The organism is Pseudomonas sp. SD17-1, from assembly GCF_029201585.1.
Taxonomy (GTDB): Bacteria; Pseudomonadota; Gammaproteobacteria; order Pseudomonadales; family Pseudomonadaceae; genus Aquipseudomonas; species Aquipseudomonas palmensis.
The window spans coordinates 755,027-780,723 of sequence record NZ_CP104044.1; the positions used below are offsets into that span (position 1 = coordinate 755,027).

The following is a 25,697-nucleotide window of genomic DNA, read 5'->3' on the forward strand; positions in this document are numbered from 1 at the left end:
GTCCTCAAGGATCGTGCTGAAATAGGCGGGCATTCTACCTCATCGGCTTTTGTCTGGCATATGAAAGGGCATCATGTCGCAGACAAGCGGGGCTCATTCAGGCTCGGTGTGAACTTATCGCGGGTCAAGCCCGCTCCCACAGGTCTGGTATCCGCTCTCGGGGGCCGAGAACATCCTGTGGGAGCGGGCTTGACCCGCGATGCGTCATTCGAACATGAACAACGTTTCGTTGCTGAACTGCGCCTCGAACTGGTTGGCCGGCATCGGCCGCCCGAACAGGTAGCCCTGCACCTCGTCGCAGCCGTGCTCGCGCAGAAACTCCAGTTGCTCATGGGTCTCCACACCCTCGGCAATCACCGCTAGGTTCAGGCTGTGGGCCATGGCGATGATGGCGCGGGCGATCTGCGCATCCTGCTCGCCCTCGGGCAGACCGTCGACGAAGGTGCGGTCGATCTTGAGCACGTCGATGGGGAACTGCTTGAGGTAGTTGAGCGACGAGTAGCCGGTGCCGAAGTCGTCCACCGCAATGCTCAGCCCCAGATTCTTCAGGCTGTCGAGGATCACCATCGCCTCGTTGACCTCGCGCATCAGGATGCTTTCGGTCAGTTCCAGCTCCAGGCACGCCGGCGGCAGCCCGGTATCGGCCAGGATGGTGGCGATGCGCGTGCCCAGTTGGCCATCGGAGAACTGGCGCGCCGAAATGTTCACCGACACCTTGGGCACTCGCACCTTGGCCTGGTGCCAGGCCTTGAGCTGGCGGCAGGCTTCGCTGATGACCCAGTCGCCCACGTCCACCACCAGCCCCAGTTCCTCGATCACCGGGATGAAGTCGCCCGGCGGCACCAGCCCGCGGCGCGGGTGGCGCCAGCGCAGCAGGGCCTCGGCACCGGTCAGACGCTTGCCGTCGCCGCTGAACTGCGGCTGGTAGTAGAGGATGAACTCGTTCTGCTCCAGCGCATGACGCAGGTCGCTTTCCAGCTCCAGGCGCTCCAGCGCACTGGCGTTCATGTCGGCCTGGTAGAACTGGAAGTTGTTCTTGCCGCGCTCCTTGGCGTGGTACATCGCGGTGTCGGCGTTCTTCATCAGCTGGCTCAGCTCGCTGCCGTCCTGCGGGCTGAGGGCGATGCCGATGCTGGCAGTGACGAAGAACTCGCGGTTCTCCAGCACGAACGGTCGCACCAGGCTGCCCAGGATCTGCTCGGCCACGTGGATCGCGCGGTTGAGCGCGATTTCGCGGGTGGCCTTGGGTTGCAGCAGCAAGGTGAATTCGTCGCCGCCCATGCGTGCCACGGTGTCGTCGTCGTGTACGCAGTCGAGCAGGCGTTCGGCCATGTCCTTGAGCATGCGATCGCCTGCGGCATGCCCCAGGGAGTCGTTGATCGGCTTGAAACGGTCCAGGTCCAGGAACATCAGCACCACCCAGGCCTTCTGCCGCTCGGCCTGCTGCAGCGCGGTGTGCAGGCGGTCCTGGAACAGCGTGCGGTTGGGCAGGTGGGTCAGGGCGTCGTAGTAGGCCAGGCGGTGAATGCGCTGTTCGCTGGCCTTGCGCTCGCTGATGTCGGTGAAGAAGCACACGTAGCTGGCCAGGTCACCCTCGTCGTCGAGCACCGCGGTGATGCCGACCCACGCCGGGTAGTGCTCGCCGCTGCGGCGCTTGAGCCAGACCTCGCCCTCCCAGGTGCCGCGCTGGTGCAGTTGCTTGAGCACGTAGTTGAGGTGGGCTTCCTGCTGTTCGTCGACGGTGAGCAGGCTCGGCAACTGGTCGAGCACGTCGCTCACCGCGTAGCCGCTGACCCGGCTGAAGGCTTCGTTGGCCTGCACGATGTAGCCGGCCGGGTCGGTGATCAGGATCGCCGAGGTGGAATGCTCGAACACCGTGGCGGCCATGCGCAGGTCTTTCTCGGCGCGGCGTTGCTGGCTGATGTCGCGGCCGACGCCCAGGATGCCCTCGAAATGGTTGTGCTCGTCCCACACCAGTACCACGCGCAGCTCGATCGGGATCTTGCGGCCGTCGGCGCGCAGACAGTCGAACAGGAACAGCTGGGTGGTCACCTCGGTGCGCAGGCGCTCCAGCGCGGCGGGTTCCTCGAGGGCCCGCTTGACCCGTTCGAACAGGGTGAACACGCCGGTCAGCTGCGCCGGGTTGGCAATGGTCGACTGCCAGCCGTTGGCGAAGATCCACGGCACGTCGTAGCCCAGTACCGTCTGCACCGAAGGGCTGACGTAGTTGAGCTGCAACTGCGGGTCGGTGGAGAAGATCACGTCGCTGATGCTCTCGGCGAGCATGCGGTAGCGCTGCTCGCTGTCGCGCAGCGACTCGCTCGCCTCGATCTGGTCGGTGACGTCCTTGCCCACCCCGATGATGCGCAGCACCGTACCGTCAGGGTCGCGGGTCAGGGCCTGTTCGCGAATGTCGTAGCGCCGCCAGCTCTGGTCGTGGTGAAGAAAACGCAGTTGGCAATGCAACTGCTCCACATAGCCGCTCTGGCGCTGCTGCTGGCGCATCTGGCGAAACAGCTCGGCGTCCTGCGGGTGCAGCAGCACTTCCCAGAAGTACTCGCCCATCTGCGCCAGCTCGCTGCGCGAATAGCCCAGGGTCTGGCCCAGGTGGCGGTTGCTGAAGATCATGCGCAGGCTGTGCACATCCTGCACGTACAGCTGGTCGGGCACGGTGCGCACCACGTCCGACCAGAAGCTTTCGCGCTCCAGCAGCGACAGCTCCACGCGCTTGCGGCTGGTGATATCGCTGATGCTCAGGATCACGGCCTGGTAGTCACGCCGTGCCTGGGGGAAGCGCACCATCAGCCACAGGTGCTGGTCCTGGCCCTGGGGGTCGCTGAGCCGCACTTCCAGCTCCAGCAGGCGCAGGTCCTGCACCACTGCCTCGACCAACTGCATGCCCACCCCTTCGGCGCCCGGCGAGTGGCCTTCGATCAGGCGCTGCCAGGCGCTCTCGCAGCAGCCGGCGCCCAGCAGTTGCAGGGCCACCTGATTGACTTCGGTAACCTTCAGCTCGCCCAGCAGGCTGTGGCGCAGCGATACATCCCGGGCCAGGCGCTGGGCCAGCTCGGCTGTGCTGCGCAGGCGCAGGCGTTCCAGCAGTTCGGTCAGCCCCGACAGGTCGAGTACGCACAAGGCCACGCCCGTGCCTTCGAAGATGTCCTGATAGCGTCGCCGACCTTCCTGCAGGGCGCGGTGACGGCGGCGCATGCTGATCAGCGCCAGCAGCGGGATCAGCGCGCACACCAGGCCCAGCACGCACTTGCCGATCAAGGCCGGCAGCAGTTGCTGGCGGCTGTAGGCGGCATCGAACAGGCCGCGCAGTTGCCAGTCGCTGTTGTTCAGGTACGCCAGCAGCACGCTTTGCGGCGGCTCGATGCTGGCCTCGCGCGCATCGAGCGGCGGCGCGTGGCGATCGATGACCTGTGCCGTGCGGCTGTTTTCCAGCAGCCACAGCGGTGGCGCGGCGTGCTCCAGGGGTTGGCTCAGTTGCTGGTAGTACTCCGGGGCCAGGCGCAGCAGCCAATAGCCACGGGTGTCGCTGTCGGGGTGCTGCAGCAGCAGGTAGACCAGGCTGTTGTCGTCGCTGTTGCTGAAGTAGTACGGGCGCTCCTGGCCCAGGTGCAGCAGCTCCTGGAGCGCCTTGCGGTCGGCACTGATGCCCGCGCTGTCGCGCAGCAACGCGCCCTGGGCGTCCACCCACACCAGGCTGCGCAGGGCGGGCAGGCGTGCGTGCAGGTGTTCGAGCAGCGGCGGCAGGTCGGTGACGGCCGGTGCGGCGGGGTAGGGTTGCAGCAGGGTGAGGGCTTTTTGCGCGTTCAATGCCAGGCTCAGGTTGAGCTGGCTGGCCAGTTCGGCACTTGCATCCAGGCTCTGCTGGCGGCGATCGGCCTGGGTATGGCGGAACTGTTCGAACACCTGCCAGAACAGCAGCGCGAGCAACAGCAGCACCAGGATGGCCAACGCGCCTTTGAGCGAGCCACGCAAGGGCGAACCGGACGCACTCGTGGCTTTGCGCGGGGATGAAGGCTGAGTCAGATTGGTCAAACGCTGTTCCTGCGTGAGGCTGTGGCAGGTGATCGCTACGCAGCGACAAGCGGCGCAGTGTGCGGTAGTCCTGTCGCATCCCGGTTCCAGGCGCGCACTATAAGCTGCACGCCCGAAGGGCGGCTAGCATGCCTTGAAGTGTGGCAAAGTGCCAGTCCTGTTCGTCAGCGGAATGGTTTCCTGCTTTTTGATACAAATTGCACACGCTGTGTTGATTGCAATGTGCCATTTCCCTATCTAGGATGTGCCCCCTCACTTAAGGCAGCGAACCCACGGATGGGTGTTTGACGCTGTTTTGGTAGGCCCCGTGCCGCCTGGGCTTTTTCGGTCGGCGCGGGGCCTGCAGTCCAACTACAGGCCAAGGATGTCCTACTCAAGCAAGTTGCACGCTCGTTACCACGAGGTTGCCCGGCAGGCTGTATCACCAGACTGTTTTGCGGGCGAGGACGTGCGTTTTTCCAGTGAGTACGAAGCACTGGAAGGCGAGTTGAACAAGGCTCAGTCCGTTCACGAGAGCGGCCAGATCGACTGGCTCCGCGTGCTCGAGAACAGCGAGACGCTGCTGCGCACACAGTCCAAGGACCTGCGGGTTGCCGCCTGGTTGACGTGGGCGTTGTATCAACGCGAATCCTTCCCGGGCCTGCTGGCCGGCGTGGGGCTGTTGCAGCACCTGTGCGAGCAGCACTGGGCGCAGGTGCACCCGGCCAAGCCACGCACGCGGGCCGCGGCCATCGGCTGGCTGGTGCCGCGCCTGGAGCAGGTACTGGGTGAAAACGTCGCGATCAAGGAGCAACTGGCGCTGTTCCGCCGCCTGGTCGACAGCCTGCAGGCGCTCGATGCAGCCCTGACCACGCACCTGGGCGATGAGGCGCCGCTGTTGCTGCCGTTGTGCCGACGCCTGTCGAGCATGGTGCAACGTGCTGCCGACAATCAGCCCGAACCTGGGGCCGTGGGCGCGGTCGTGGCCCAGGTCAAGCAGGCCGCCACCCAGTTGCTCACCCCCGGCGCCCCCGTCGACAGCGAAAAAGACGCGCACAAGGTGTTACGCACCCTGCAGGATGGCGCTCGACCGTTATCGAACTGGTGGCTCAAGCAGAAGGCCACCGACGTGCGCGCCTTGCGCCTCAACCGCACGCTGCTGTGGTTGCAGATCGACGCGGTGCCCGAGCGCAATGCCGAACAGGTGACCGTGCTGCGCGGGTTGCCGGTCGACCGCCTGAAGATCTACCAGGAACGCTTTGCCAACGGCCAGTACGCCGACCTGCTGATGGAGCTCGAGGCCAGCCTGGCCAAGTCGCCGTTCTGGTTCGACGGCCAGCGCATGGTCTGGGAGTGCCTGCTGGAGCTCAACGCCGAGCAGGGCATGCGCGAGGTGGAGTTCCACTTCGCGCAACTGCTGCAGCGCCTGCCCGGGGTGGTGGAGCTGCGCTTTCATGACGGCACGCCGTTTGCCGACCCGGCGACGCGGGGCTGGATCAACGCCAGCGTCATGCCGCACCTGCAGAGCACCAGCGCACCGCGCAAGGTCGAGACCGACCTCGCGACCAGCCTGCCACCCTGGGAGCTGGCCCTGGAGGCGGTGCTGCCCGTGCTGCGCAAGGACGGCCTCAAGCCTGCCGTGCAGATACTCAAGCAGGGCAGGCAGGCGGCTCAAGGCGGGCGTGTGCGCTTTTTCTGGCAGCTCAGCCAGGCGCGGCTGTGCTTTCTGGCCAAGAAGTACGAACTGGCCAAGACCCAGCTCGAAGCCCTCGATCACGAACTGCAACAGGCCGGCCTGCATCAGTGGGAGCCGGACCTGGCACTGGAAGTACTGCGTCTGCTGCACAGCTGTTGTGAGCTGCTGCCGCAGAACCACGCCGTGCGCGAACGCAAGGATGAGGTTTATCGCAGGCTGTGCCACCTCGACCTCGAAGTGGTACTCGACTAGGCCCCCGGGCCGCAAACGCAAGGAGAAAAGCCATGGCCAAAGAAGGCTCGGTAGCCCCCAAGGAACGCATCAACGTCACGTTCAAACCTGCCACGGGCGGTGCCCAGGAAGAAATCGAACTGCCCTTGAAGCTGCTCGCGATCGGTGACTACACCCAGCGTCCGGACGAACGCAAGGTAGAGGACCGCAAGCCCATCAGCATCGACAAGATGACGTTTGACGAAGTGCTCGCCAAGCAGGAGTTGAGCCTGACCCTCAGCGTGCCCAACCGCTTGCAGGACGACGAAAGCGCCAGCGATGAGCTGGGCATCAGCCTGCGGGTCAACTCCATGAAGGACTTCAACCCGGCCAGCCTGGTCGAGCAGGTGCCAGAGCTCAAGAAGCTGATGGAACTGCGCGATGCGCTGGTGGCACTCAAGGGCCCGCTGGGCAACGCACCGGCTTTTCGCAAGGCCATCGAAGGCGTGCTCGCCGACGATGAGTCGCGCACCCGCGTACTCGGCGAACTGGGCCTGAGCGCCACGCCGACCACCGACGCTTGAGCCTCCCCCGTCAAGGAAGAACACCATGAGCACCAGCGCAGCACAGCAAACCAGCAGCACCGATGGCGAGTACAGCATTCTCGACAACATCATCGCGCAAACCCGCCTGACGCCCGACGATGAAGCCTATGACATTGCCAAGCGCGGCGTGTCGGCCTTCATCGAAGAGCTGCTCAAGCCGCACAACGACGGCGAACCGGTCAAGAAGGCCATGGTCGACCGCATGATCGCCGAGATCGATGCCAAGCTCAGCCGCCAGATGGACGCGATTCTCCACCACCCCGACTTCCAGTCGTTGGAGTCGGCCTGGCGTGGCCTGCAGTTGCTGGTCGACCGCACCAACTTTCGCGAAAACATCAAGATAGAAATTCTCAACGTCTCCAAGCAGGACCTGCTGGACGACTTCGAGGACTCGCCCGAAGTCATGCAGGCCGGTCTCTACAAGCACATCTATACCGCAGAGTACGGCCAGTTCGGTGGCCAGCCGGTGGGCGCGATCATCGCCAACTACTTCATGTCGCCCAGCTCCCCCGACGTCAAGCTGATGCAGTACGTCTCCAGCGTTGCGTGCATGTCCCATGCGCCGTTCATCGCCGCTGCCGGTCCGAAGTTCTTCGGCCTCGAAAGCTTCACCGGCCTGCCGGACCTCAAGGATCTCAAGGACCACTTCGAAGGCCCGCAGTTTGCCAAGTGGCAGAGCTTTCGCCAGTCCGAGGACGCGCGCTACATCGGCCTCACCGTGCCGCGCTTCCTGCTGCGCAACCCTTATGACCCGGAGGAAAACCCGGTCAAGTCGTTCGTCTACAAGGAAACCGTGGCCAACAGCCACGAGCACTACCTGTGGGGCAACACCGCCTATGCGTTCGGCACCAAGCTGACCGACAGCTTCGCCAAGTTCCGCTGGTGCCCGAACATCATCGGCCCGCAGAGCGGTGGCGCGGTGGAAGACCTGCCGCTGCACCACTTCGAAAGCATGGGCGAGATCGAGACCAAGATCCCCACCGAAGTGCTGGTGTCGGACCGCCGCGAGTACGAGCTGGCCGAGGAAGGCTTCATTTCCCTGACCATGCGCAAGGGCAGTGACAACGCCGCGTTCTTCTCCGCCAGTTCGGTGCAGAAACCCAAGTTCTTCGGCATCAGCGCCGAGGGCAAGGCCGCCGAGCTGAACTACAAGCTCGGTACCCAGCTGCCGTACATGATGATCGTCAACCGCCTGGCCCACTACCTCAAGGTACTGCAGCGCGAGCAGCTGGGCTCGTGGAAGGAGCGCACCGACCTGGAGCTGGAACTCAACAAGTGGATCCGCCAGTACGTGGCCGACCAGGAGAACCCGAGCGCCGAGGTGCGTGGGCGTCGTCCGCTGCGCGCGGCCCAGATCATCGTCAGCGATGTGGAAGGGGAGCCGGGTTGGTACCGGGTCAGCCTCAACGTGCGCCCGCACTTCAAGTACATGGGCGCCGACTTCACCCTGTCGCTGGTCGGCAAGCTGGATAAAGAGTAAGCGGGGGCGCGTACATGAGCGGATATGGCAGCCTTTTCGAGCGTCTGGGCGGCGAAGCCGACAAGCGTCGCGGCTGGAGCCGCGAGAGGGCTGCCATGGCCTCGGTGGCGGTGCACCTGGGCAAGATGCTCAGTACCCGTGCGGGCAGCGTGCAGACGCTGCCCGATTACGGGCTGGCAGACCTCAATGACATGCGCCTGAGCCTGCATGACGCGCTGAGCCAGGCGCGTCAGGCCATCGAGCAGTTCATCGAAGCCTACGAACCGCGCCTGACCAATGTGCGCGTGGTGTCGCTGCCGCGTGATCACGATCAGCTCAAGCTGGCTTTCAGCATCGAAGGCCTGCTTGAGCTGGACGGGATCAAGCGTCAGGTCAGTTTTTCCGCGCGCCTGGAGGGCGGCGGGCAGGTGCAGGTCAACTGAGACGCGCACCGCGCTGTCGTCTCGCGAACAGGACGTTCCTGAGCATGCAAAACAGGTAACCGAGCATGTCCTTCAATCATTACTACCAGAGCGAGCTCACCGCGTTGCGCCAGCTGGGGCGACGCTTTGCCGAGCGCAGCCCGGCCCTGGCGCCGTTTCTGGGGCAGGCCGGGCGCGACCCGGACGTGGAGCGGCTGCTCGAGGGCTTTGCCTTCCTCACCGGGCGCCTGCGCCAGAAGCTCGATGACGAACTGCCCGAGCTGAGCCATTCGCTGATGCAGCTGCTGTGGCCCAACTACATGCGCCCGCTGCCGGCGTTCAGCATCCTGCAGTTCGACCCGCTGGGCCAGTCCGGCCCGCCCTTGCGGGTGGCGCGCGATACACCGGTCGAGAGCCAGCCGATCGATGAGGTGCGCTGCCGTTTTCGCACCTGCTACCCCACCGATGTCATGGCCCTGGACCTCACCGCGCTCAATTACTCGGTAAAGGGTGATGGGGCGCTGCTCAGCCTGCGCCTGGAGATGAGCTGCGACGGGCATGTCGGCGAGCTGGAACTGAGCCGCCTGCGCCTGCACCTGGCAGGCGAGCGCTACATCAGCCAGATGCTCTACCTGTGCCTGCTGCGCAACGTGGAAGGCATCGAGCTGGTGCCGCTGGGGGGCGATGGCAAGCCGCTGGTGCGCGCCAGTGGCGAGAACGTGACAGTGCGCCTGGCTGGCAACCGTATCCAGCCGGTCGGCTTCGCCGAGGAAGAAGCGCTGATTCCCTACCCGCTGAACACCTTTCGCGGTTACCGCTACCTGCAGGAGTACTTCGCCTTCCAGGACAAGTTCCTGTTCGTCGACCTCGACGGCCTGGAGGCACTCAAGTCCCTGGGCACGGAAACCCTCAAGCAGATGCGTGGGCTGGAGATACGTTTCGACATCCGCAGGGGCGGTATCCAGCGCATGCGCCCCACGCTGGACAACGTCAAGCTGTACTGCACCCCTATCGCCAACCTGTTCCAGCACGATGCCCTGCCGATTCGCCTGGATGGCAAGCAGGACGAATACCTGCTGCTGCCCGCCGAGTACGACCTGGAGAACTGCGGGGTGTTCTCGGTGCACAGCGTGACCGGCTGGAAGCCCGGCGGCGTGGGCTACCAGGCCTATGTGCCATTCGAGTCGTTCGAGCACGACCCCAGTTTCGACGTGCCGCAGACCAGCCCGCACTACAGCATTCGCCAGCGCTCCTCGCTGTTGCATGACGGCCTGGACACCTACCTGAGCTTCGGAATACGCGATACCCGCACCCACGAGACGCTGTCCATCGAGCTCACCTGCACCAACCAGAACCTGCCGCGCCGGCTCAAGCTGGGTGATATCGACCAGCCGTCCGAGCAGACCCCGGAGTTTCTCACCTTCCGCAACATCACCCCGGTCACGGCCAGCTACGCACCGCCCCTGAACCGGGATTTCCTGTGGAAGCTGATCAGCAACATGTCGCTCAACTACCTGTCGCTGGCCAACGTCGATGCGCTCAAGGTGATCCTGGAAACCTACGACTTGCCGCGCTACTACGACCAACATGCCGAGAAGGTCAGCAAGCGCCTGCTCGGCGGGCTCAAGTCGATCCGTCACGAGCATGTCGACCGACTGCACCGCGGCCTGCCCCTGCGCGGGCTGCGCACCGAACTGACCATCGACCCGCAAGGCTACATCGGCGAAGGCGACCTGTTCGTGTTCGCCTCGGTGCTCAACGAGTTCTTTGCCCTTTATGCCAGCCTCAACTCGTACCACGAGTTGCGGGTCAGAAGTACCCAGGGAGAGGTGTACCAATGGACACCACGTATGGGCCTGCAGCCCCTGCTTTGAGCGGGCTGAGCCACGCAATACGCGAATATTCGCTGTTTCAGGCCGTGCTGCTGGTCATCGACCGGCTGCGCGAGTTCCATCCGCACCTGAGCGAAGAGGAGCTGTACGACCAGCTGGAGTTCCAGGCCAATCCGAGCCTGGGCTTTCCGGGCAGCGACGTCGATCGCGTCGAGTTCTTCGACGACCGCGGGCAGATGCGTGCACGCCTGCGTTTCAACCTGATCGGCCTGTGCGGCGCCAGCTCGCCGCTGCCGGCGTTCTACGTGGAGCAGGCGCTGGGCGATGGCGAGGACGGCAACACGACCCGGCAGTTTCTCGACGTGTTCCACCATCGGCTACAGCGCCTGATGCTGCCCATCTGGCGCAAGTACCGTTATCGCGCACGCTTCCAGAGCGGGGCGATGGACCCATTCTCGGCGCAGCTGTTCGCCCTGATCGGGCTGGGTGGCGAGCACATTCGCGAGGCCCGCGAACTGAACTGGAAGCGCCTGTTGCCCTACCTGGGCCTGCTGAGCCTGCGTGCCCACTCGGCGGCATTGATCGAGGCGGTGCTGCGCTACTACTTCAAGCATGCGCAGCTGGTCATCGAGCAGTGCATCGAACGTCGCGTGGTCATCCTGCAGGAGCAGTGCAATCGCCTGGGGCGCGCCAACAGCCTGCTGGGCGAGGACGTGGTGCTGGGCGAGCGGGTGCGTGATCGCAACGGCAAGTTCCGCATCCACATCACCCAGCTCGACTGGCAGCGCTTTCACGAGTTCCTGCCGATCGGCTTCGGCTATCAGCCGCTGTGTGCCCTGGTGCGTTTCACCCTGCGCGACCCGCTGGACTACGACATCCGCCTGGTGCTGCGCCAGGAAGAGATTCGCGAGCTGCGTATCGGCCAGGACAACGCCTGCCGTCTGGGATGGACGAGTTGGCTCGGTCACGAACGCGCCGATGGCGTGGTGACCCTGGGAAGCAAAATTCATTAAGGACCGATGAACATGATCACCGTAGACCTGCAACAACTCATCCAGGCGCTGGACGCCGACACCCGTCGTGACCTGGAGCGCTGCGCCGAACGTTGCGTGGCACGTGGCGGCAGCAGGATCCTGGTCGAGGACCTGCTGCTGGAATTGCTCGATCGCCCCGAAGGCCTTCTTGAACGGGCCTTGCACGACGCCGACGTGGCGCCGGGCGAACTGCGCGCCACCTTGCAGGTGCAGCTTGAACACAGCGCTTCGCGCAACCCGGTGTTCGCCCCCGAACTGGTGCAGTGGCTGCAGGATGCGCTGCTGGTGGCCAACCTCGAACTGGGCAGCAGCCAGGTCGAACAGGCTGCGCTGATCCTGGCGCTGCTGCGCAACCCCGTGCGCTATGCCGGCAGCCATTACCAGCCGCTGCTGGCCCGCCTGAACATCGAGCGCCTCAAGGGCTTCGCCCTGGCGTCCCGGCCGGTTGCAGCGCAGGGTACCGCGGGCGGCCAGGGCGAGTCGATGCTGCAGCGCTTTACCCACAACCTCACCCAGCAGGCCCGCGACGGCCGACTCGACCCGGTACTGTGCCGCGATCAAGCGCTGCGCCAGATGATCGACATCCTTGCCCGGCGGCGCAAGAACAACCCCATCGTGGTGGGTGAGGCCGGTGTGGGCAAGACCGCCATCGTCGAGGGCCTGGCGCTGCGCATTGCCGCCGCCGAAGTGCCGCCGGCACTGCGCGGGGTAGAGCTGCTGGCGCTGGACATGGGCCTGCTGCAGGCCGGCGCCAGCGTCAAGGGCGAGTTCGAGCGACGCCTCAAGGGCGTGATCGACGAGGTCAAGGCCGCGCCCCGACCGGTCATCCTGTTTATCGATGAAGCCCACACCCTGATCGGTGCGGGCGGCAACGCCGGCGGTTCGGATGCGGCCAACCTGCTCAAGCCTGCACTGGCGCGGGGCGAGCTGCGCACCATCGCCGCCACCACCTGGAGCGAGTACAAGAAGTACTTCGAGAAGGACCCGGCCCTGGCCCGGCGCTTTCAGCCGGTACAACTGCACGAGCCGACAGCGGACGAGGCGGTGACCATCCTGCGCGGCCTGGCCCAGGTGTATGAGAAGAGTCACGGTATCTACCTGCGCGATGATGCGGTGGTGGCGGCGGCGCACATGTCGGCGCGCTACCTGGCCGGGCGACAGTTGCCGGACAAGGCGGTCGATGTGCTCGACACCGCCTGTGCCCGGGTGCGCATCAGCCTGGCCGCCGCGCCGCAACGCCTGGAACGCCTGCGTGCCTCGCTGGCCGAGGGCGAGCGGCAGGTGCAGGCGCAGCAGCGCGACGCCGAAGCCGGCGTGGGCATCGACCAAGAGGCGCTGCACCTGTTGCAGGCGCAACTGCGCAGCGACCAGGCCGACCAGCAGGCCGTGCAGGCGCGCTGGGAACAGCAGCGCGCGCTGGCCGAGCAGGTGCTGGACCTGCGCCGGCAGTTGGCCGAAGCCCGCGAGCAGGGCAATGCACGGGATGACGTGGCCGTACTGCAGGCCAGCCTGGAGACCACCCGCAGCCTGCTGGAAGCGGCGCAGGCCGAAGAGCGCCTGGTCAGCTTCGAAGTGTGCCCGCGCCTGGTGGCCGAAGTGATCAGTGCCTGGACCGGCGTGCCGCTGGAGCAACTGGCCCGCGAGCACAACGCCAGGATCATGCGCTTTGCCGAAGACCTGCGTGCGCGCATCCGTGGTCAGGAGCAGGCCGTGCAGGCACTGGACCGGTCGATGCGGGCCAACGCAGCCGGCCTGGCAAAGCCCGATGCGCCGGTCGGGGTGTTCCTGCTGGTGGGGCCCAGTGGCGTGGGCAAGACCGAAACGGCCCTGGCCCTGGCCGACCTGCTGTATGGCGGCGAGCGCTTCATCACCACCATCAACATGTCCGAGTTCCAGGAGAAGCACACCGTGTCGCGGCTGATCGGCGCGCCGCCCGGTTACGTCGGCTATGGCGAGGGCGGCATGCTCACCGAGGCGGTGCGCCAGAAGCCCTATTCCGTGGTGCTGCTGGATGAGGTCGAGAAGGCCGACCCGGACGTGCTGAACCTGTTCTACCAGATCTTCGACAAGGGCGTGGCCAACGACGGCGAGGGGCGCGAAATCGACTTTCGCAACACCCTGATCCTGATGACCTCCAACCTGGCCAGCGAGCAGATCGCGAGCCTTTGCCAAGGCGCCGAACGGCCCTCTGCCGAGCAACTGGAACAGGCCATACGGCCCGCCTTGAGCAGGCATTTCAAACCGGCCTTGCTGGCGCGCATGCGTGTGGTGCCGTATTACCCGGTGAGCGGCCCGGTGCTGCGCGAGCTGGTCGAGATCAAGCTGCAGCGCTTTGGCCAGCGGCTGCTGCGCCGGCAACTGGGTTTCACCTATGCCCCGGCGCTGGTCGAGCACCTGGCCGAGCGTTGCACCCAGGGCGACAGCGGCGCGCGGCTGATCGACCACCTGCTCGACCTGCACCTGATGCCGCAGGTGGCTGACCGGCTGCTGGCAGCGATGGCGGCCGGGGAGTCGTTGCAGCAGGTGCATGCCACGCTCGATGGCGATGCGGGCGTGAGGTGCGAGTTTGCCTGAGGTGGGGGTGATGTTCACCCACGTGCCGCAGCCCTTGCGCTATGCCGAAGCCCTGTTGACGCACTTCGCCAGCCTGTCGCGTACGGGCCGGGAACCCGCGCTGCAGGAGCGCTTCGTGCAGGCGGTGGCCGAGCTCAGCGGTTGCGAGCTCAGTCAGCTGTACCTGCTCGATGCCACCCACACTTCGCTGAGCCTTGCCGCCGAATGGCTGGGCGGGGCCTTGCAGCCGCGTGCTGCCGCCAGCGTGCCGGTGGATTACAACGGCGAGCAACTGCTGCAGTTCGCGCTGTGCCAGAACCGTTCGGTAAGCCTTGCCGACCTGCCCGCCAGCCTGCTCGACACCAGTTTCCTGCCGGTGCTGCACAGCCCCTGGCAGTCGCTGCTGTGCGTACCGCTGCTCAACCCGCACCAGGCCATCGCCGGCCTGCTGCTGTGTGCCAGCCGTACCAGCGTCGACCTGGGCGGCTTTGCCCAGTCGCTGGGACAGCTGGGGGCGTTCGTGCTGGTGCAAATGGAGTTGCTGCAACGCCTGCACCAGCCCGAGGTGGCGCCGGCGCCGCTGCCCGCCACGCGCGCCGGCGCCACCGACTACGGGCTGATCGGCAACAGCGCCGCGATGCGCCAGGCCTACCAGCTGATCAGCAAGGTGCTGCACAGCCCCTACACCGTCCTGCTGCTGGGCGAGACCGGCACCGGCAAGGAGGTCGTGGCCCGGGCGATTCACGACTACGGCCCGCGCGGTACCCGGCCGTTCGTGGTGCAGAACTGTGCGGCCCTGCCGGAGAACCTGCTGGAGAGCGAACTGTTCGGGTATCGCCGGGGCGCCTTCACCGGCGCATTGCGCGACCGCCCTGGCCTGTTCGATGCCGCCCACGGCGGCACCCTGCTGCTCGACGAGATCGGCGACATGCCGCTGTCGCTGCAGGCCAAGCTGCTGCGCGTGCTGCAGGAGGGCGAGATCCGCCCGCTGGGTTCCAACGACACCCACACCATCGATGTGCGCATCATCGCCGCCACCCACCGCGACCTGGCGGTGCTGGTCAGCGAAGGGCGCTTTCGCGAAGACCTGTACTACCGCCTGGCGCAGTTCCCCATCGAGTTGCCGGCCCTGCGTCAGCGCGGCGGCGACGTGCCAGTGCTGGCCCGGCATTTCTCTGCCAAGGCCTGCGAGTTTCTGGGGCGCAAGCCCCTGCAGTGGTCGCCGGCGGCACTGGCCTACCTCGACGGGCTCGCCTGGCCGGGCAACGTGCGTGAACTCAAGGGCCTGGTGGAGCGCGCGGTGTTGCTGTGCGACGGCGAGTGCCTGCTGCCTGAGCATGTTGCCCCGGCCAGCGAAGTACCGTCGGGGGACAGCGGGCTGAACCTGCGTGACCGCCTTGAAAACGTGGAGCGCCACTGGCTGCTCGACTGCCTGCGCAAGAACGCCGGCAACCAGACCCTGGCCGCACGCGAGCTGGGCCTGCCGCGGCGCACCCTGCTGTACCGCCTGGGGCGGCTGAACATCAACCTTGGCGAGTTCGAAGGTTGAGCGGCCATGGCGAGCAATGCTGCATTTTCCCTTACAACCGTGCGCTGCCCCCGGCGGGCGGCGCCCCGTGCAATGCCCACCGATGGAGATCTGCAAATGTCTGTTCGTCAATGGCCCGCCTTGCTGCTGGCGCTGATCGTGCTCAGCGGCCTGGGCGGCTGTAGCGGCAATTACAAATTCAACGACGACACCTATCGCCCGCTGGGCGATCCGCAGGCAGCCAACCGCGGCAAGTGAGTGCAAGGAGCATCAACATGGAACTGGTTCTTGAAACGCAGGGACGCAGCAAGACCTTCACCCGTGCAGGCGGCGTGATCGGGCGCGACGAGGCGTGCGACTGGGTCATCAGCGACCCGCAGCGGCATGTCTCCAAGCGACATGCGCTGGTCACCTGTCAGGAGGGCGTGTTCTTCCTCACCGACATCAGCAGCAACGGCACCCGCGACGGACGCAGCGGTGCGCAGCTGCGCAAGGGGCAGGCGCAGCGAATCGAGCAGGACAGCGTGTACCTGCTGGGCGGTTTCGAGGTGCGCGCGCGCCTGGTCACCCGCGCCGCAGCCGATGTCGAGGTCGGCCTGCCCAGCGCCGCGGGCAGCATCATCCCTGACGACGCCTTTCTTGAGCTGGACCCGTTCCATGCCCTGGACCAGCAGGACGTCGAGCCTTCGCCCCTCGACGCACTGAGTGCACTCGACACGGTTGCACCGGTGGCCCGCCAGCGCCCCGACTACGCGCGCATAGACATGGAAAGCCTGCTGGTACCCAACCTGGTGGCGCAGCCCGAACCCGACGATGAACCACAGGCGCCGCCGGCACCTGCATGTAACGAACGGTTCTGGGCAGCCTTTGGTACCGCCCTCGGGGTCGATCTGGGCGGGCTCGACCCTGGCGCCCGTGAAGCCCTGGCGATCAAGGCGGCCGGCCTGCTCAAGCAGAGCATCGGCGGCGTGCAGCAAAGCCTGCGCACCCGCAGCGAACTGAAGAACGAGTTGCGCCTGGCCCTGACCACCTCCCACCGCGCCAGCCACAACCCGTTGAAGTCGAGCGCCGATGCCGGCCAGGCGCTGGGCCTGTTGCTGCACCCGGCCGCGCCCGGCCAGCTCCCTGCGAGCCAGGCACTGACCCAGGCCTACCGCGACCTGCAGGCGCATCAGGTGGCGATGCTGACGGCCTGTCGCGCTGCGCTGCAGGGTGTGCTTGAGCACTTTTCGCCACGCCAGCTGGGCCTGCAGTTCGAGCGCGGCCGGGCACCGCTGCTGCGGACTGCCGGCAGCCAGTGGCGCGCCTACGTGCGCTACCACCAGGCCCTTGGCCAGGACGATGAATGGAGCGAGCGCCTGCTGGCGCGCGACTTCGCCCAGGCCTACGCCGAACAGGTTCGCCTGATCGGTACCCTTCACACCGACGCTCAAGGATGATCCCCATGCTGCGCTGCAAGACCTTTCTCTCCACCGGCCTGATGGCGCTGGCGCTGTTGCTGGCCGGTTGCTCCGCGCTGTCGCCGTACTCGGAACTGACCAAGCTGCAACTGACCCTCGACGCCGGTGACCAGCTCAACCCGGACCTCAATGGCCGGCCCTCGCCGATCGTGGTGCGCCTGTTCGAACTCAAGCACCCGGTGGCCTTCGAGCATGCCGACTTCTTCAGCCTGTACGAGCGGGCCAAGGAATCCCTGGCGCCAGACCTGGTGGTCAGCGAAGAGCTGGAGCTGCGCCCCGGTGAGCACGTGACGCTGCGCCTGAGCGTGGAACCTGGCAGCCGCTACGTCGGCGTGCTGGCGGCCTACCGCGACCTGGAGCAGACCCAGTGGCGCTACGTGGTCCAGATCACCCCGCAGGCACTCAACAGCGCCAGCCTGACGCTGGACCAGGCCGGCATTCGCAACAGCAACGCCACACTGGCCCGGACGGAAAACTGATCATGCATGTGCACAAAGTCATTTGGCAGGAAGGCATGCTGCTGCGTCCGCAGCACTTCCAGCACAACGATCGCTACTACGACTACCAGATGAAAACCCGCACCCAGCTGCTGGGCAGCTACAACTGGGGTTTTCTCAGCCTGGAGATCGACCAGCAGTTCCTGAGCATGGGCAAGCTGGTGGTCAGCCAGGCCAGCGGCGTGCTGCCCGACGGCAGCCTGTTCGAGCTCAGCAGCAACATCGAGCCGCTGGCCCTGGACATACCGCCCAACACCGGCAACACGCCGGTGTACCTGGCACTGCCGCTGGTGACCGGCAACCACATCGAGACCCGGCGACTGGAGCAGTCCGATGTGCTGGCGCGCTATATCGCCTACGAAACCCCGGTCAGCGACTCCAACGCCGGTGACGACATCAACAGCGACATCAGCTGTGCACGGCCGGACTTTCGCCTGCTGCTGGGCGAGCAGCAGGGCGATCAGGCCTACGTCAAGCTCAAGCTGTGCGCCGTGCTCGACACCACCCCGGACGGCGTGATCAGCCTGGACCCCGAGTTCGTGCCGACCTTCATCCACACCCACGCTTCAAGCTACCTGCTGTCGTGCCTCAAGGAGGTGATCAGCATGCTCGGCCACCGTGGCGACACCATTGCCGAGCGCATCCGTTCCAACGGCAAGGTCGGCGGCGCGGAGGTGGGCGACTTCATGATGCTGCAACTGATCAATCGTACCGAACTGCTGCTGCGTCACTACCTGGGCCTGGACCAGCTGCACCCCGAGGAGCTGTACCGCACCCTGCTGACCATGCTGGGGGACCTGGCGACCTTTGCCAGCGACACCAAGCGCCCGCGTACCGACAGCCGTTATCAGCACAGCGACCAGGGCGCGAGCTTTCGCCGGCTGATGGACGGCATACGCGAGGTGCTGTCAATGGTGCTGGAACAGCACGCCATCGAACTGGACCTGCAAACCCGCCAGTACGGCATCCTGGTGGCCGCCGTGCACGACCAGACGCTGCTCGCCTCGGCCTCGTTCGTACTGGCCGCCAGCGCCAACTGCGACAGCGAGACCCTGCGCACGCGCCTGCCCTCGCACCTCAAGGTCGGCCCGGTGGAACGTATCCGGCAACTGGTCAACCTGCACCTGCCTGGCATCAAGGTGGTGCCGTTGCCGGTGGCGCCGCGGCAGATCCCGTTCCATTCCAACAAGACCTACTTCCTGCTCGAATTCAACGCCGAAGACCAGGCCCTGCTGGAGCGCTCCGGTGGTTTTGCCTTCCACGTCTCGGGCGAGTTCGCCGAGCTCGAACTGAAATTCTGGGCCATCAGGAACTGACCGCATGCACAAGGACATCGAACACCGTCAGGACGACAAGACCGTGCTGGTGGACCGCCAGGGCCAGGCGCCCAGGCAGGTTCCGCTGACCGATGGGTTGGCCACGCCGCGCCTGGAGCAACTGGAAGACCGGATGATCTACTCGGCTCGCCTGGGCCCGGCCGAGGCCATCAACATCAGCCTCAACACCCTGGTGGCAGCCGCCTCGGACCTGCTCTCGCACGTGGTGCGGCTCAAGCACAGCGACAGCCGCGAAGACCTCGACGCCCTCAACCAGACCCTCACCCATGGCATCAAGCTGTTCGAGGCCCATGCGCTGCACAACGGCGCCGAGCCCAGCCAGGTGATGACCGCGCGCTACGTGCTGTGCTCGGTGCTTGACGAGGCCGTGGTCACCACCTCCTGGGGCAACGAGAGCGAGTGGGCGCAGATGAGCCTGCTCAGCACCTTTCACAACGAGACCTTCGGTGGCGAGAAGTTCTTCCAGCTGCTCGATCGTCTGTCGAAGAACCCGGTCAAGCACCTGCCGATGCTGGAGCTCATGTACCTGTGCCTGTCGCTGGGGTTCGAGGGCAAGTACCGCGTGATGGTACGCGGCATGCTCGAACTCGAAGGGATTCGCGACGCCTTGTTCCGCCAGGTGCGGCAACTGCGCGGGGATGCTCCGCGCGAACTTTCGCCGCAGTGGGAAGGGCTCAACGACCAGCGTCGCAGCCTGGTGCGGGTGGTGCCGTGGTGGATGGTCACGCTGTTCGCGCTGATCTGCCTGGTGGTGATGTATTCGGGGTTCGCCTGGGTGTTGGGCGAGCAGCGCGAGGCCGTGCTGCAACCTTTTCAGCAGCTTGACCCGGAAACGGTCCAGGCGCAGCAGTAGAACAGGGACGTGTGATGAAAAACTTCTTCAAGAAAGTCGGCGATTTTTTGCGCAAGACGTGGGTATGGACGCTGTTGCTGGTGCTGTCGCTGGTACTGCTGGTGTGGTTCGTGGGGCCGCTGCTGGCAGTCGACGACCACCGCTTCTGGGCCTCGGCCACCTCGCGTCTGCTGACCATCAGTGCGCTGTTCCTGTGCTGGGGGCTGGGCATGGTGTTCGCCAGCTGGCGCGCCGGGGTGCAGAAAAAGGCTGTCGAAGAGAGCGAGGACGGCCAGGAACGCCTGCGCCGTGAAGCGCGCATCGACGAGGACCACAAGGAACTGCGCAGCCGCTTCAGCGAGGCGTTGCGTACGCTCAAGGGCTCGAGCCTGTATGGCGGGCGCAGCGAGCGCTGGCGCAACGACCTGCCCTGGTATTTGCTGATCGGCCCCCAGGGCAGTGGCAAGACCAGCCTGCTGGACTTTTCCGGCCTGGAGTTTCCGCTCAACAAACTGGACCGCCAACTCACCCGCGACACCCGCGGTACGCGCCATTGCGACTGGTATTTTGCCGACCACGCGGTGTTGATCGACACCGCCGGACGCTACCTGACCCAGGAAACCGCCGAGGTCGACGCCAGTGCCTGGCGTACCCTGCTCAACCTGCTGCGTCGACGCAGCCGCAGCCGGCCGCTCAACGGCGTGCTGGTCAGCGTGCCGGTCGAGCTGCTGCGCAGTGGCGACGAGAAGGGCCTGGAAAACCTGGCGCGCCAGGTCCATGCGCGACTGCAGGAAATCCAGCAGACCCTGCATGTCCAGGTGCCGGTGTACCTGGTGCTGAGCAAGGCCGACCAGTTGCAGGGCTTCGACGATTTCTTCGACCAGCTCAGCCGTGAAGAAAGCGACCAGGTACTGGGCAGCACCTTCACCAAGGCGCAGAACGGCACCGATGTGGCCGTGCTGCGCCAGGCCTTCGAGGCGCTGCTGCGGCGCCTCAACAGCCAGGTGATCATGCGCATGCACCACGAGCGCGATACACAGCGGCGCGCGCGCATCCTCGACTTCCCGCACCAGCTGGCGCAGATCGGCGAGCAGCTGTGCCTGTTCGTCGACATCGCCTTCACCGGCAATCGCTACCAGCGCGCCAGCCAGCTTCGCGGGTTCTACCTCACCAGTGCGCCGCACCTTGTCCAGCAGTTGGACCCGGACACCGCCAGCATCGGGGCCAGCCTGGGCCTGCCCAGCACGGTGCTACCCACCTTGCGCAGCGGGCGTTCGCGGTTCATCCATCACCTGCTCAGCCGGGTCATCTTCCCCGAGGCCGACCTGGCCGGCCTCGACCAGCGCGAGCGGCGACGCATCGACTGGGGGCAGCGCGCACTGTATGTCGGCGCGCTGGGCGTACTGGTGTGCTGCGGGTTGCTGTGGGCGGGCGGTTTCAGTGCCAACCACGACCGCCTCGAGCAACTGCGCGGGCTCGGTCAGGTGTGGGCCGGGCAGCGTGCAGCGCTGACCCCGCAAAGCGATGCCATGGCCGCGCTCAAGCCGCTGGACAGCAGCTATGCCGCGACCCAGGTATTCCCGCCTTCGGGTGATGCGTCACTGCATGAGCGCCTGGGCCTGTACCAGGGCGAGCAGAGCAATCCGTTGCTTCGCAGTGCCTACGAACAGGACCTGCACACCCAACTGCTGCCACGGGTGGCCAAACAGCTCGAAGGGCAGATTCGTGGCAACCTGCGCGACCGTGAGCGCCTGCTCAACAGCCTGCGTGCCTACTTGATGCTGAGCATGCCCGACCGCCGCGAAGCCGCCTGGCTGCAGGAGTGGGTAGCCGCTGACTGGTCGCGCCGCTACGCGGGCAACACGGCGGTGCAAAACGGGCTCAACGGGCATTTCGAACGCCTGCTGCAACTGCCATTCAGCTACCCGCTGGACCCGCAACTGGTGGCCCAGGCACGCAAGGTGCTGCGCAGCGAATCGCTGGTCAACGTGGTGTACCGGGTACTGCGCGAGCAGGCCAGCAGCCTGCCCGACTACCGCCTCAGCCAGCACCTGGGCCCCCAGGGCGGGCTGTTTTTCGGCACCGACTACGTGATTCCGGGGTTTTACACCCAGCAGGGCTACGAGCAGTATTTCTCGGTACAGGGCTCGACCCTGGTCAGCGAACTGCTGCGTGACAACTGGGTCCTGGGTGAGGGCAGCGGCATCAGCGACATGGACATGCGCCGCCTGCTGGTAGGATTGGAACAGCTGTACTTTCGCGACTACGCCAACCACTGGAGCGAAGCTGTCGGCCAGGTCGGCCTGCAACCGTTCGGCGATGCCGGCGAGGGCGCCGATCAGCTCGCCGGGCTCACCTCGGCCAACTCGCCGGTACTTCAACTGCTGGTGCAGGTGCGCGACAACACCCGTTTCGAGCCCGTGCCGGGCAGCACCGATGAGCCCGCCGAGGCACCGGCCAGCGACCCGGCCCAGGGGGTCAAGCTGGGCAAGAAGGCCAACACGGCGGTCGCCGTGGCCGGCAAGGTCCAGGGCGCCCTGGCGAGCAAGCCCGCCGTGGCGGCCAAGCCGCTGCCCGACACCGCGAAGAAGTCCCTGCAGCGGCGTTTCGAATCCCTGCATCGGCTGCTGGACGAAAACAATGGCCCCTCCGCCGACTTCACCCCGGCGCTGCAGGCGCTCAACGACCTGCAACTGCAGATGGCCGGCCTCGCGCGCGCCAGCCAGCCGGAGCAGATGGCCTTCGAACTGGCCAAGACCCGCATGGGGGGCCAGCGCGATGCGCTCAGCGCCCTGCGCAACGCCTCCGGGCGTCTGCCGCGACCGCTCAATGGCTGGTTCAACCTGTTGGCCGAAGACAGCTGGCGGCTGGTACTCAACGATGCCTACCAGTACGTCAACGAGCGCTACCAGAGCGAGCTGTACGGCTTCTACGGTGAGTCGATCCAGCAGCGCTACCCGTTCGATGCCCACAGCACCAGTGACGTGGCGATCAACGACTTTCGCGAGTTCTTCAAGGCCCAGGGCATCGCCGAGCGCTTCTTCGACACCTACCTGCGCCCGTTCATCAGCGGCGACCCGGGCAGCTACCGCCTGCGCAGCATCGACGGCCAGAGCCTGCCGATCTCGCGGGTCTACCTGGACCAGATGGCCAGGACCCAGACGATTCGCCAGAGCTTCTTCGCCGAGAACCCGGCGCAGCCGCAGGTGCAGTTCAGGCTCGAGCCCTACACCCTGGACTCGGCGGTGAGCCGCGCCGAGTTCCGCTTTGGCGATCGGCAGCTGGACTATCGCCACGGCCCGGTGGTGCCCATGACCTTCAACTGGCCGACCGATGCCCAGGACGGTCGCGCAAGCCTGGTGCTCGAACGCATGGTCGAGCGCCCGATCGGCATCGAGAAGAACACCGGGCCGTGGTCGCTGTTCCGCCTGTTCGACCTGATGCAGACCGAGTACCTCAAGGGCCGCGACGTGCTGGTGCTCAAGGCCGAAGTGGGCGGGCTGCGGGCCAACTACCTGCTCAGCAGCCAGCGTGCGCCCAACCCTTTCGACGTTGGCGTGTTACGCGGCTTTCGTCTGCCGGGGTCGCTCTAGATGCAGGTGGGAGCACGCTGGCGCAGCGCGGCGCGCACGGATGCTGGCAAGGTGCGCATGCGCAACGAGGACGCCTTTCTGGAGTGCCCGGCGCAGGGCCTGTGGGCGGTGGCCGATGGCATGGGCGGCTACCGCGGTGGCGACCTGGCCAGCCAGCTGATCGTCGCCAGCCTGGCCGAGTTGCCGGCCCATGGCAGTTTTGACGAGCGCCTGGAAGGGGTGCGCGGGTGCCTGCATTGGATCAACCGGCGCCTTGGCCAGGAACTGACCGTCACGGATGCACACCACGACAGCATCATGGGCAGCACGGTGGTGGCGCTGCTGCTCGAGGGCGAGCGTGCGGCGTGCATCTGGGCCGGCGACAGCCGCTGCTACCTGTGGCGCCAGCAGCGTCTTTACCAGCTGTCACGCGACCATTCGTTGCAGCAGCAGTTGATCGACCAGCGTCAGATGAGCGCGGAGCAGGCGCGGGCGCAACCGGGTGCTCGCGCCCTGACCCGTGCCCTTGGCGCCAGCGAGCAGCTGACCCTGGAGGTGCTGGAGCTGCAGGTATACCCGGGCGATGCGTTCCTGCTGTGCAGCGACGGCCTGTATCAGGAACTGAGCAGCGATGCTCTGGGCAAGGCATTGAGCCTGGCGTCGGCGCAGGTCGCGCTGGAGCGTCTGTTCGAAGGGGCATTGCGCGGCGCGGCGGGGGACAACCTGACCGCAGTGGTGATTCGCCAATGAGCAGACACCAGCCCGACCTCGGTGCCTTGCTGGCCACCGAATCCCGCGACGCCAACCTCACCTATTTCGCCTTCGTCAACGGCCAGTTGGCCGCCCCGGCGCCCGCTGCGGCCAAGCGCAAGGGGCGCCGCGCAGGCAAGAAAAAGCCGGCGCCGACACCGCCGCTGGTGCCGCTGCCGCAGGTGCTGGCCGGGCGTTATCGGCTCGAACGCCTGCTCGGTGCCGGCGGCATGGGCATGGTCTATCGCGCCCGCGATCTGCTGCGCGAGCAGTTCGGTGACCCGCAGCCCTGTGTGGCGATCAAGCTCATGAGCGAGGCGCTGGCCGCCTCGCCGGATGCCAACGCGCTGCTGTTCAGCGAGTTTGCCCTGACCCGGCACGTGGCGCACCCGCAGGTGGTCAACCTGTACAGCTTCGAGATCGACCCGCCGAGCCAGCGCGCCTTCATCACCCTGGAGCTGCTGCGTGGGCCGGCACTGGACAAACTGCTGTGCGAGCAACCGCTGGGCCTGCACGGGCAGGCGTTGAGCGCGATCGTGTTGCCGCTGCTGGAAGCCCTGGCCTGCTGCCATGCCCGGGGCGTGTTTCACGGTGACCTCAAGCCGAGCAACGTGATGCTCGGCGAAGACGGCGTGCGCCTGTTCGATTTTGGTCTTGGCCAGGCCGACGCCGGTGTGCTTTCGGGGCTGGCCCACCTCAGCCGCGAGCGCTTCAACGCCTGGACGCCTGGCTACGCTGCACCGGAACTGCTGGAACACGGCACGCTGGGTGCGGCGGCGGATATGTATGCGGTGGCCTGCCTGATCTACGAGCTGGCCAGCGGCAAGCATCCCTATCGGCGCCTGCCTTCAACTCAGGCCCGCGCCGAGCAGCTCGATCGCACGCTGACGCGCCCGTCGAACCTGCCCGCGCACTGCTGGCCTGCGCTGAAAATTGCGCTGGCATTCGACCCTGCCCAGCGCACGATCAGTGCGCGGCAACTGCAGGAGGCGCTGGCGTCGAAAGGGGGCTGTTGGGGGCGTGTTTTTTCGCTTTTCAAGCGCTGAAAACCTACCCTGCCGTTTTTACCAACTGCGCAACTTCTTGCGCACTCAAATGTGGATAACCCTGTGCATACATTTCCCTAGGCCTTTGGGATAAAGGCCTACAGACGAGTGCGCAACTTCTTGCACAGTACTGCGCAAGAAGTTGCGCACTTTTTCGGGTTTTCTCGCGTAAAAGTGCTCAAAAAACGTACAGTAAAAACACAAGCTACTGATTAACAACAACTAAATTTCAGTTGGCACGCGTCTTGAAGTGTCTCCTTGCAGCCGCACGGCATTTTTCGCCTGTTCGGCTTCACTTTTTGCAAGGAGCAAACCCCCATGGCAACACCTGCCTACATGTCCGTCACCGGCACCAAACAAGGCCTGATCACCGCCGGTGCCTTCACCGCCGATTCGGTCGGCAACACCTACCAGGAAGGCCACGAAGACCAGGTCATGGTCCAGGGCTTCAACCACGAAGTGATCATCCCGCGCGACCCGCAGTCCGGTCAGCCGACCGGCCAGCGCGTGCACAAGCCGGTGGTCATCACCAAGGTCTTCGACAAGGCGTCGCCCCTGCTGCTGGCCGCGCTGACCTCCGGCGAGCGCCTGACCGAAATCGTCATCCACTGGTACCGCACCTCGGCGGCCGGCACCCAGGAGCACTACTTCACCACCAAGCTCGAAGACGCGATCATCGTCGACATCAAGGACTACATGCACAACTGCCAGGACCCGGCCAACGCGCACTTCACCCACCTTGAAGACGTGCACTTCACCTACCGCAAGATCACCTGGACCCACGAAGTGTCCGGTACCTCCGGCTCGGACGACTGGCGCACCCCGGTCGCCGGCTAAG

At 65.7% G+C, this 25,697-nt stretch carries 18 protein-coding genes; 17 read left to right on the forward strand and 1 reads right to left on the reverse strand.

What is annotated here, in order from left to right:
* Positions 1 to 204: 204 nt before the first annotated feature.
* Positions 205 to 4,047 (reverse strand): bifunctional diguanylate cyclase/phosphodiesterase, encoded by a 3,843-nt coding sequence (locus N0B28_RS03420; RefSeq protein ID WP_275730346.1) that lies wholly within the window; start codon positions 4,045 to 4,047, stop codon positions 205 to 207.
* A 364-nt stretch (positions 4,048 to 4,411) separates the two neighbouring features.
* On the opposite strand from N0B28_RS03420, the gene tssA reads away from it, so the two are divergent.
* The 17 genes from tssA to N0B28_RS03505 all read left to right on the forward strand — a co-directional run bounded on the left by tssA (position 4,412) and on the right by N0B28_RS03505 (position 25,696).
* The gene (gene tssA / locus N0B28_RS03425) at positions 4,412 to 5,974 is read left to right on the forward strand and encodes a type VI secretion system protein TssA (protein WP_275730349.1); all 1,563 of its coding nucleotides are present in this window, start codon (positions 4,412 to 4,414) and stop codon (positions 5,972 to 5,974) included.
* Positions 5,975 to 6,006: 32 nt separating this feature from the next.
* Positions 6,007 to 6,516, forward strand: coding sequence for a type VI secretion system contractile sheath small subunit (gene tssB / locus N0B28_RS03430; protein WP_043860560.1), 510 nt, complete (start codon positions 6,007 to 6,009; stop codon positions 6,514 to 6,516).
* Between the two features lie 25 nt (positions 6,517 to 6,541).
* Positions 6,542 to 8,017 (forward strand): type VI secretion system contractile sheath large subunit, encoded by a 1,476-nt coding sequence (gene tssC, locus N0B28_RS03435; RefSeq protein WP_043860559.1) that lies wholly within the window; start codon positions 6,542 to 6,544, stop codon positions 8,015 to 8,017.
* 14 nt (positions 8,018 to 8,031) lie between these two features.
* A complete protein-coding gene (tssE, locus tag N0B28_RS03440) occupies positions 8,032 to 8,439 on the forward strand; it encodes a type VI secretion system baseplate subunit TssE (RefSeq protein ID WP_043860558.1) in 408 nt (135 codons plus the stop codon).
* A 65-nt stretch (positions 8,440 to 8,504) separates the two neighbouring features.
* Positions 8,505 to 10,292 (forward strand): type VI secretion system baseplate subunit TssF, encoded by a 1,788-nt coding sequence (gene tssF / locus N0B28_RS03445; protein ID WP_054916573.1) that lies wholly within the window; start codon positions 8,505 to 8,507, stop codon positions 10,290 to 10,292.
* On the forward strand, positions 10,256 to 11,263 hold the full coding sequence (gene tssG, locus N0B28_RS03450) for a type VI secretion system baseplate subunit TssG (RefSeq protein ID WP_043860556.1): 1,008 nt from the start codon (positions 10,256 to 10,258) through the stop codon (positions 11,261 to 11,263). The genes tssF and tssG overlap by 37 nt, the downstream gene beginning before the upstream one ends.
* A 6-nt stretch (positions 11,264 to 11,269) precedes the next feature.
* The gene (gene tssH, locus N0B28_RS03455) at positions 11,270 to 13,858 is read left to right on the forward strand and encodes a type VI secretion system ATPase TssH (RefSeq protein ID WP_275730355.1); all 2,589 of its coding nucleotides are present in this window, start codon (positions 11,270 to 11,272) and stop codon (positions 13,856 to 13,858) included.
* A gap of 10 nt (positions 13,859 to 13,868) precedes the next feature.
* A complete protein-coding gene (locus N0B28_RS03460) occupies positions 13,869 to 15,386 on the forward strand; it encodes a sigma 54-interacting transcriptional regulator (protein WP_213606887.1) in 1,518 nt (505 codons plus the stop codon).
* Positions 15,387 to 15,482: 96 nt separating this feature from the next.
* Complete coding sequence (locus tag N0B28_RS03465; RefSeq protein ID WP_043860553.1) at positions 15,483 to 15,623, forward strand: hypothetical protein; 141 nt, start codon at positions 15,483 to 15,485, stop codon at positions 15,621 to 15,623.
* 17 nt (positions 15,624 to 15,640) lie between these two features.
* Entirely contained in the window at positions 15,641 to 16,804 is a 1,164-nt protein-coding gene (gene tagH / locus N0B28_RS03470) for a type VI secretion system-associated FHA domain protein TagH (RefSeq protein WP_058540726.1), read from the forward strand.
* Between the two features lie 5 nt (positions 16,805 to 16,809).
* Positions 16,810 to 17,304: a type VI secretion system lipoprotein TssJ gene (gene tssJ, locus N0B28_RS03475; RefSeq protein WP_043860551.1), complete on the forward strand. Its 495-nt coding sequence runs from the start codon at positions 16,810 to 16,812 to the stop codon at positions 17,302 to 17,304.
* Positions 17,305 to 17,306: 2 nt separating this feature from the next.
* On the forward strand, positions 17,307 to 18,638 hold the full coding sequence (gene tssK, locus N0B28_RS03480; protein ID WP_054916577.1) for a type VI secretion system baseplate subunit TssK: 1,332 nt from the start codon (positions 17,307 to 17,309) through the stop codon (positions 18,636 to 18,638).
* Positions 18,639 to 18,642: 4 nt separating this feature from the next.
* Positions 18,643 to 19,512 (forward strand): type IVB secretion system protein IcmH/DotU, encoded by an 870-nt coding sequence (icmH, locus tag N0B28_RS03485; protein ID WP_058540725.1) that lies wholly within the window; start codon positions 18,643 to 18,645, stop codon positions 19,510 to 19,512.
* Between the two features lie 14 nt (positions 19,513 to 19,526).
* The gene (gene tssM / locus N0B28_RS03490; protein ID WP_275730362.1) at positions 19,527 to 23,084 is read left to right on the forward strand and encodes a type VI secretion system membrane subunit TssM; all 3,558 of its coding nucleotides are present in this window, start codon (positions 19,527 to 19,529) and stop codon (positions 23,082 to 23,084) included.
* Entirely contained in the window at positions 23,085 to 23,813 is a 729-nt protein-coding gene (locus N0B28_RS03495; RefSeq protein WP_043860549.1) for a PP2C family serine/threonine-protein phosphatase, read from the forward strand.
* Entirely contained in the window at positions 23,810 to 24,859 is a 1,050-nt protein-coding gene (locus N0B28_RS03500; protein ID WP_196933169.1) for a serine/threonine-protein kinase, read from the forward strand. The genes N0B28_RS03495 and N0B28_RS03500 overlap by 4 nt, the downstream gene beginning before the upstream one ends.
* Positions 24,860 to 25,177: 318 nt before the next feature.
* On the forward strand, positions 25,178 to 25,696 hold the full coding sequence (locus N0B28_RS03505; RefSeq protein ID WP_043859617.1) for an Hcp family type VI secretion system effector: 519 nt from the start codon (positions 25,178 to 25,180) through the stop codon (positions 25,694 to 25,696).
* Position 25,697: the final 1 nt, after the last annotated feature.

Bases quoted from the DNA above. Each gene is read 5' to 3' on its own strand.
- N0B28_RS03465 (WP_043860553.1), top strand. From the start codon at position 15,483: ATGTCTGTTCGTCAATGGCCCGCCTTGCTGCTGGCGCTGATCGTGCTC.
- N0B28_RS03500 (WP_196933169.1), top strand. From the start codon at position 23,810: ATGAGCAGACACCAGCCCGACCTCGGTGCCTTGCTGGCCACCGAATCC.
- tssH (WP_275730355.1), top strand. From the start codon at position 11,270: ATGAACATGATCACCGTAGACCTGCAACAACTCATCCAGGCGCTGGAC.
- tssF (WP_054916573.1), top strand. From the start codon at position 8,505: ATGTCCTTCAATCATTACTACCAGAGCGAGCTCACCGCGTTGCGCCAG.
- N0B28_RS03460 (WP_213606887.1), top strand. From the start codon at position 13,869: ATGTTCACCCACGTGCCGCAGCCCTTGCGCTATGCCGAAGCCCTGTTG.
- tssB (WP_043860560.1), top strand. From the start codon at position 6,007: ATGGCCAAAGAAGGCTCGGTAGCCCCCAAGGAACGCATCAACGTCACG.
- icmH (WP_058540725.1), top strand. From the start codon at position 18,643: ATGCACAAGGACATCGAACACCGTCAGGACGACAAGACCGTGCTGGTG.
- tssG (WP_043860556.1), top strand. From the start codon at position 10,256: ATGGACACCACGTATGGGCCTGCAGCCCCTGCTTTGAGCGGGCTGAGC.
- N0B28_RS03505 (WP_043859617.1), top strand. From the start codon at position 25,178: ATGGCAACACCTGCCTACATGTCCGTCACCGGCACCAAACAAGGCCTG.
- tssC (WP_043860559.1), top strand. From the start codon at position 6,542: ATGAGCACCAGCGCAGCACAGCAAACCAGCAGCACCGATGGCGAGTAC.
- tssK (WP_054916577.1), top strand. From the start codon at position 17,307: ATGCATGTGCACAAAGTCATTTGGCAGGAAGGCATGCTGCTGCGTCCG.
- tssM (WP_275730362.1), top strand. From the start codon at position 19,527: ATGAAAAACTTCTTCAAGAAAGTCGGCGATTTTTTGCGCAAGACGTGG.
- tssE (WP_043860558.1), top strand. From the start codon at position 8,032: ATGAGCGGATATGGCAGCCTTTTCGAGCGTCTGGGCGGCGAAGCCGAC.
- N0B28_RS03495 (WP_043860549.1), top strand. From the start codon at position 23,085: ATGCAGGTGGGAGCACGCTGGCGCAGCGCGGCGCGCACGGATGCTGGC.
- tagH (WP_058540726.1), top strand. From the start codon at position 15,641: ATGGAACTGGTTCTTGAAACGCAGGGACGCAGCAAGACCTTCACCCGT.
- tssA (WP_275730349.1), top strand. From the start codon at position 4,412: ATGTCCTACTCAAGCAAGTTGCACGCTCGTTACCACGAGGTTGCCCGG.
- tssJ (WP_043860551.1), top strand. From the start codon at position 16,810: ATGCTGCGCTGCAAGACCTTTCTCTCCACCGGCCTGATGGCGCTGGCG.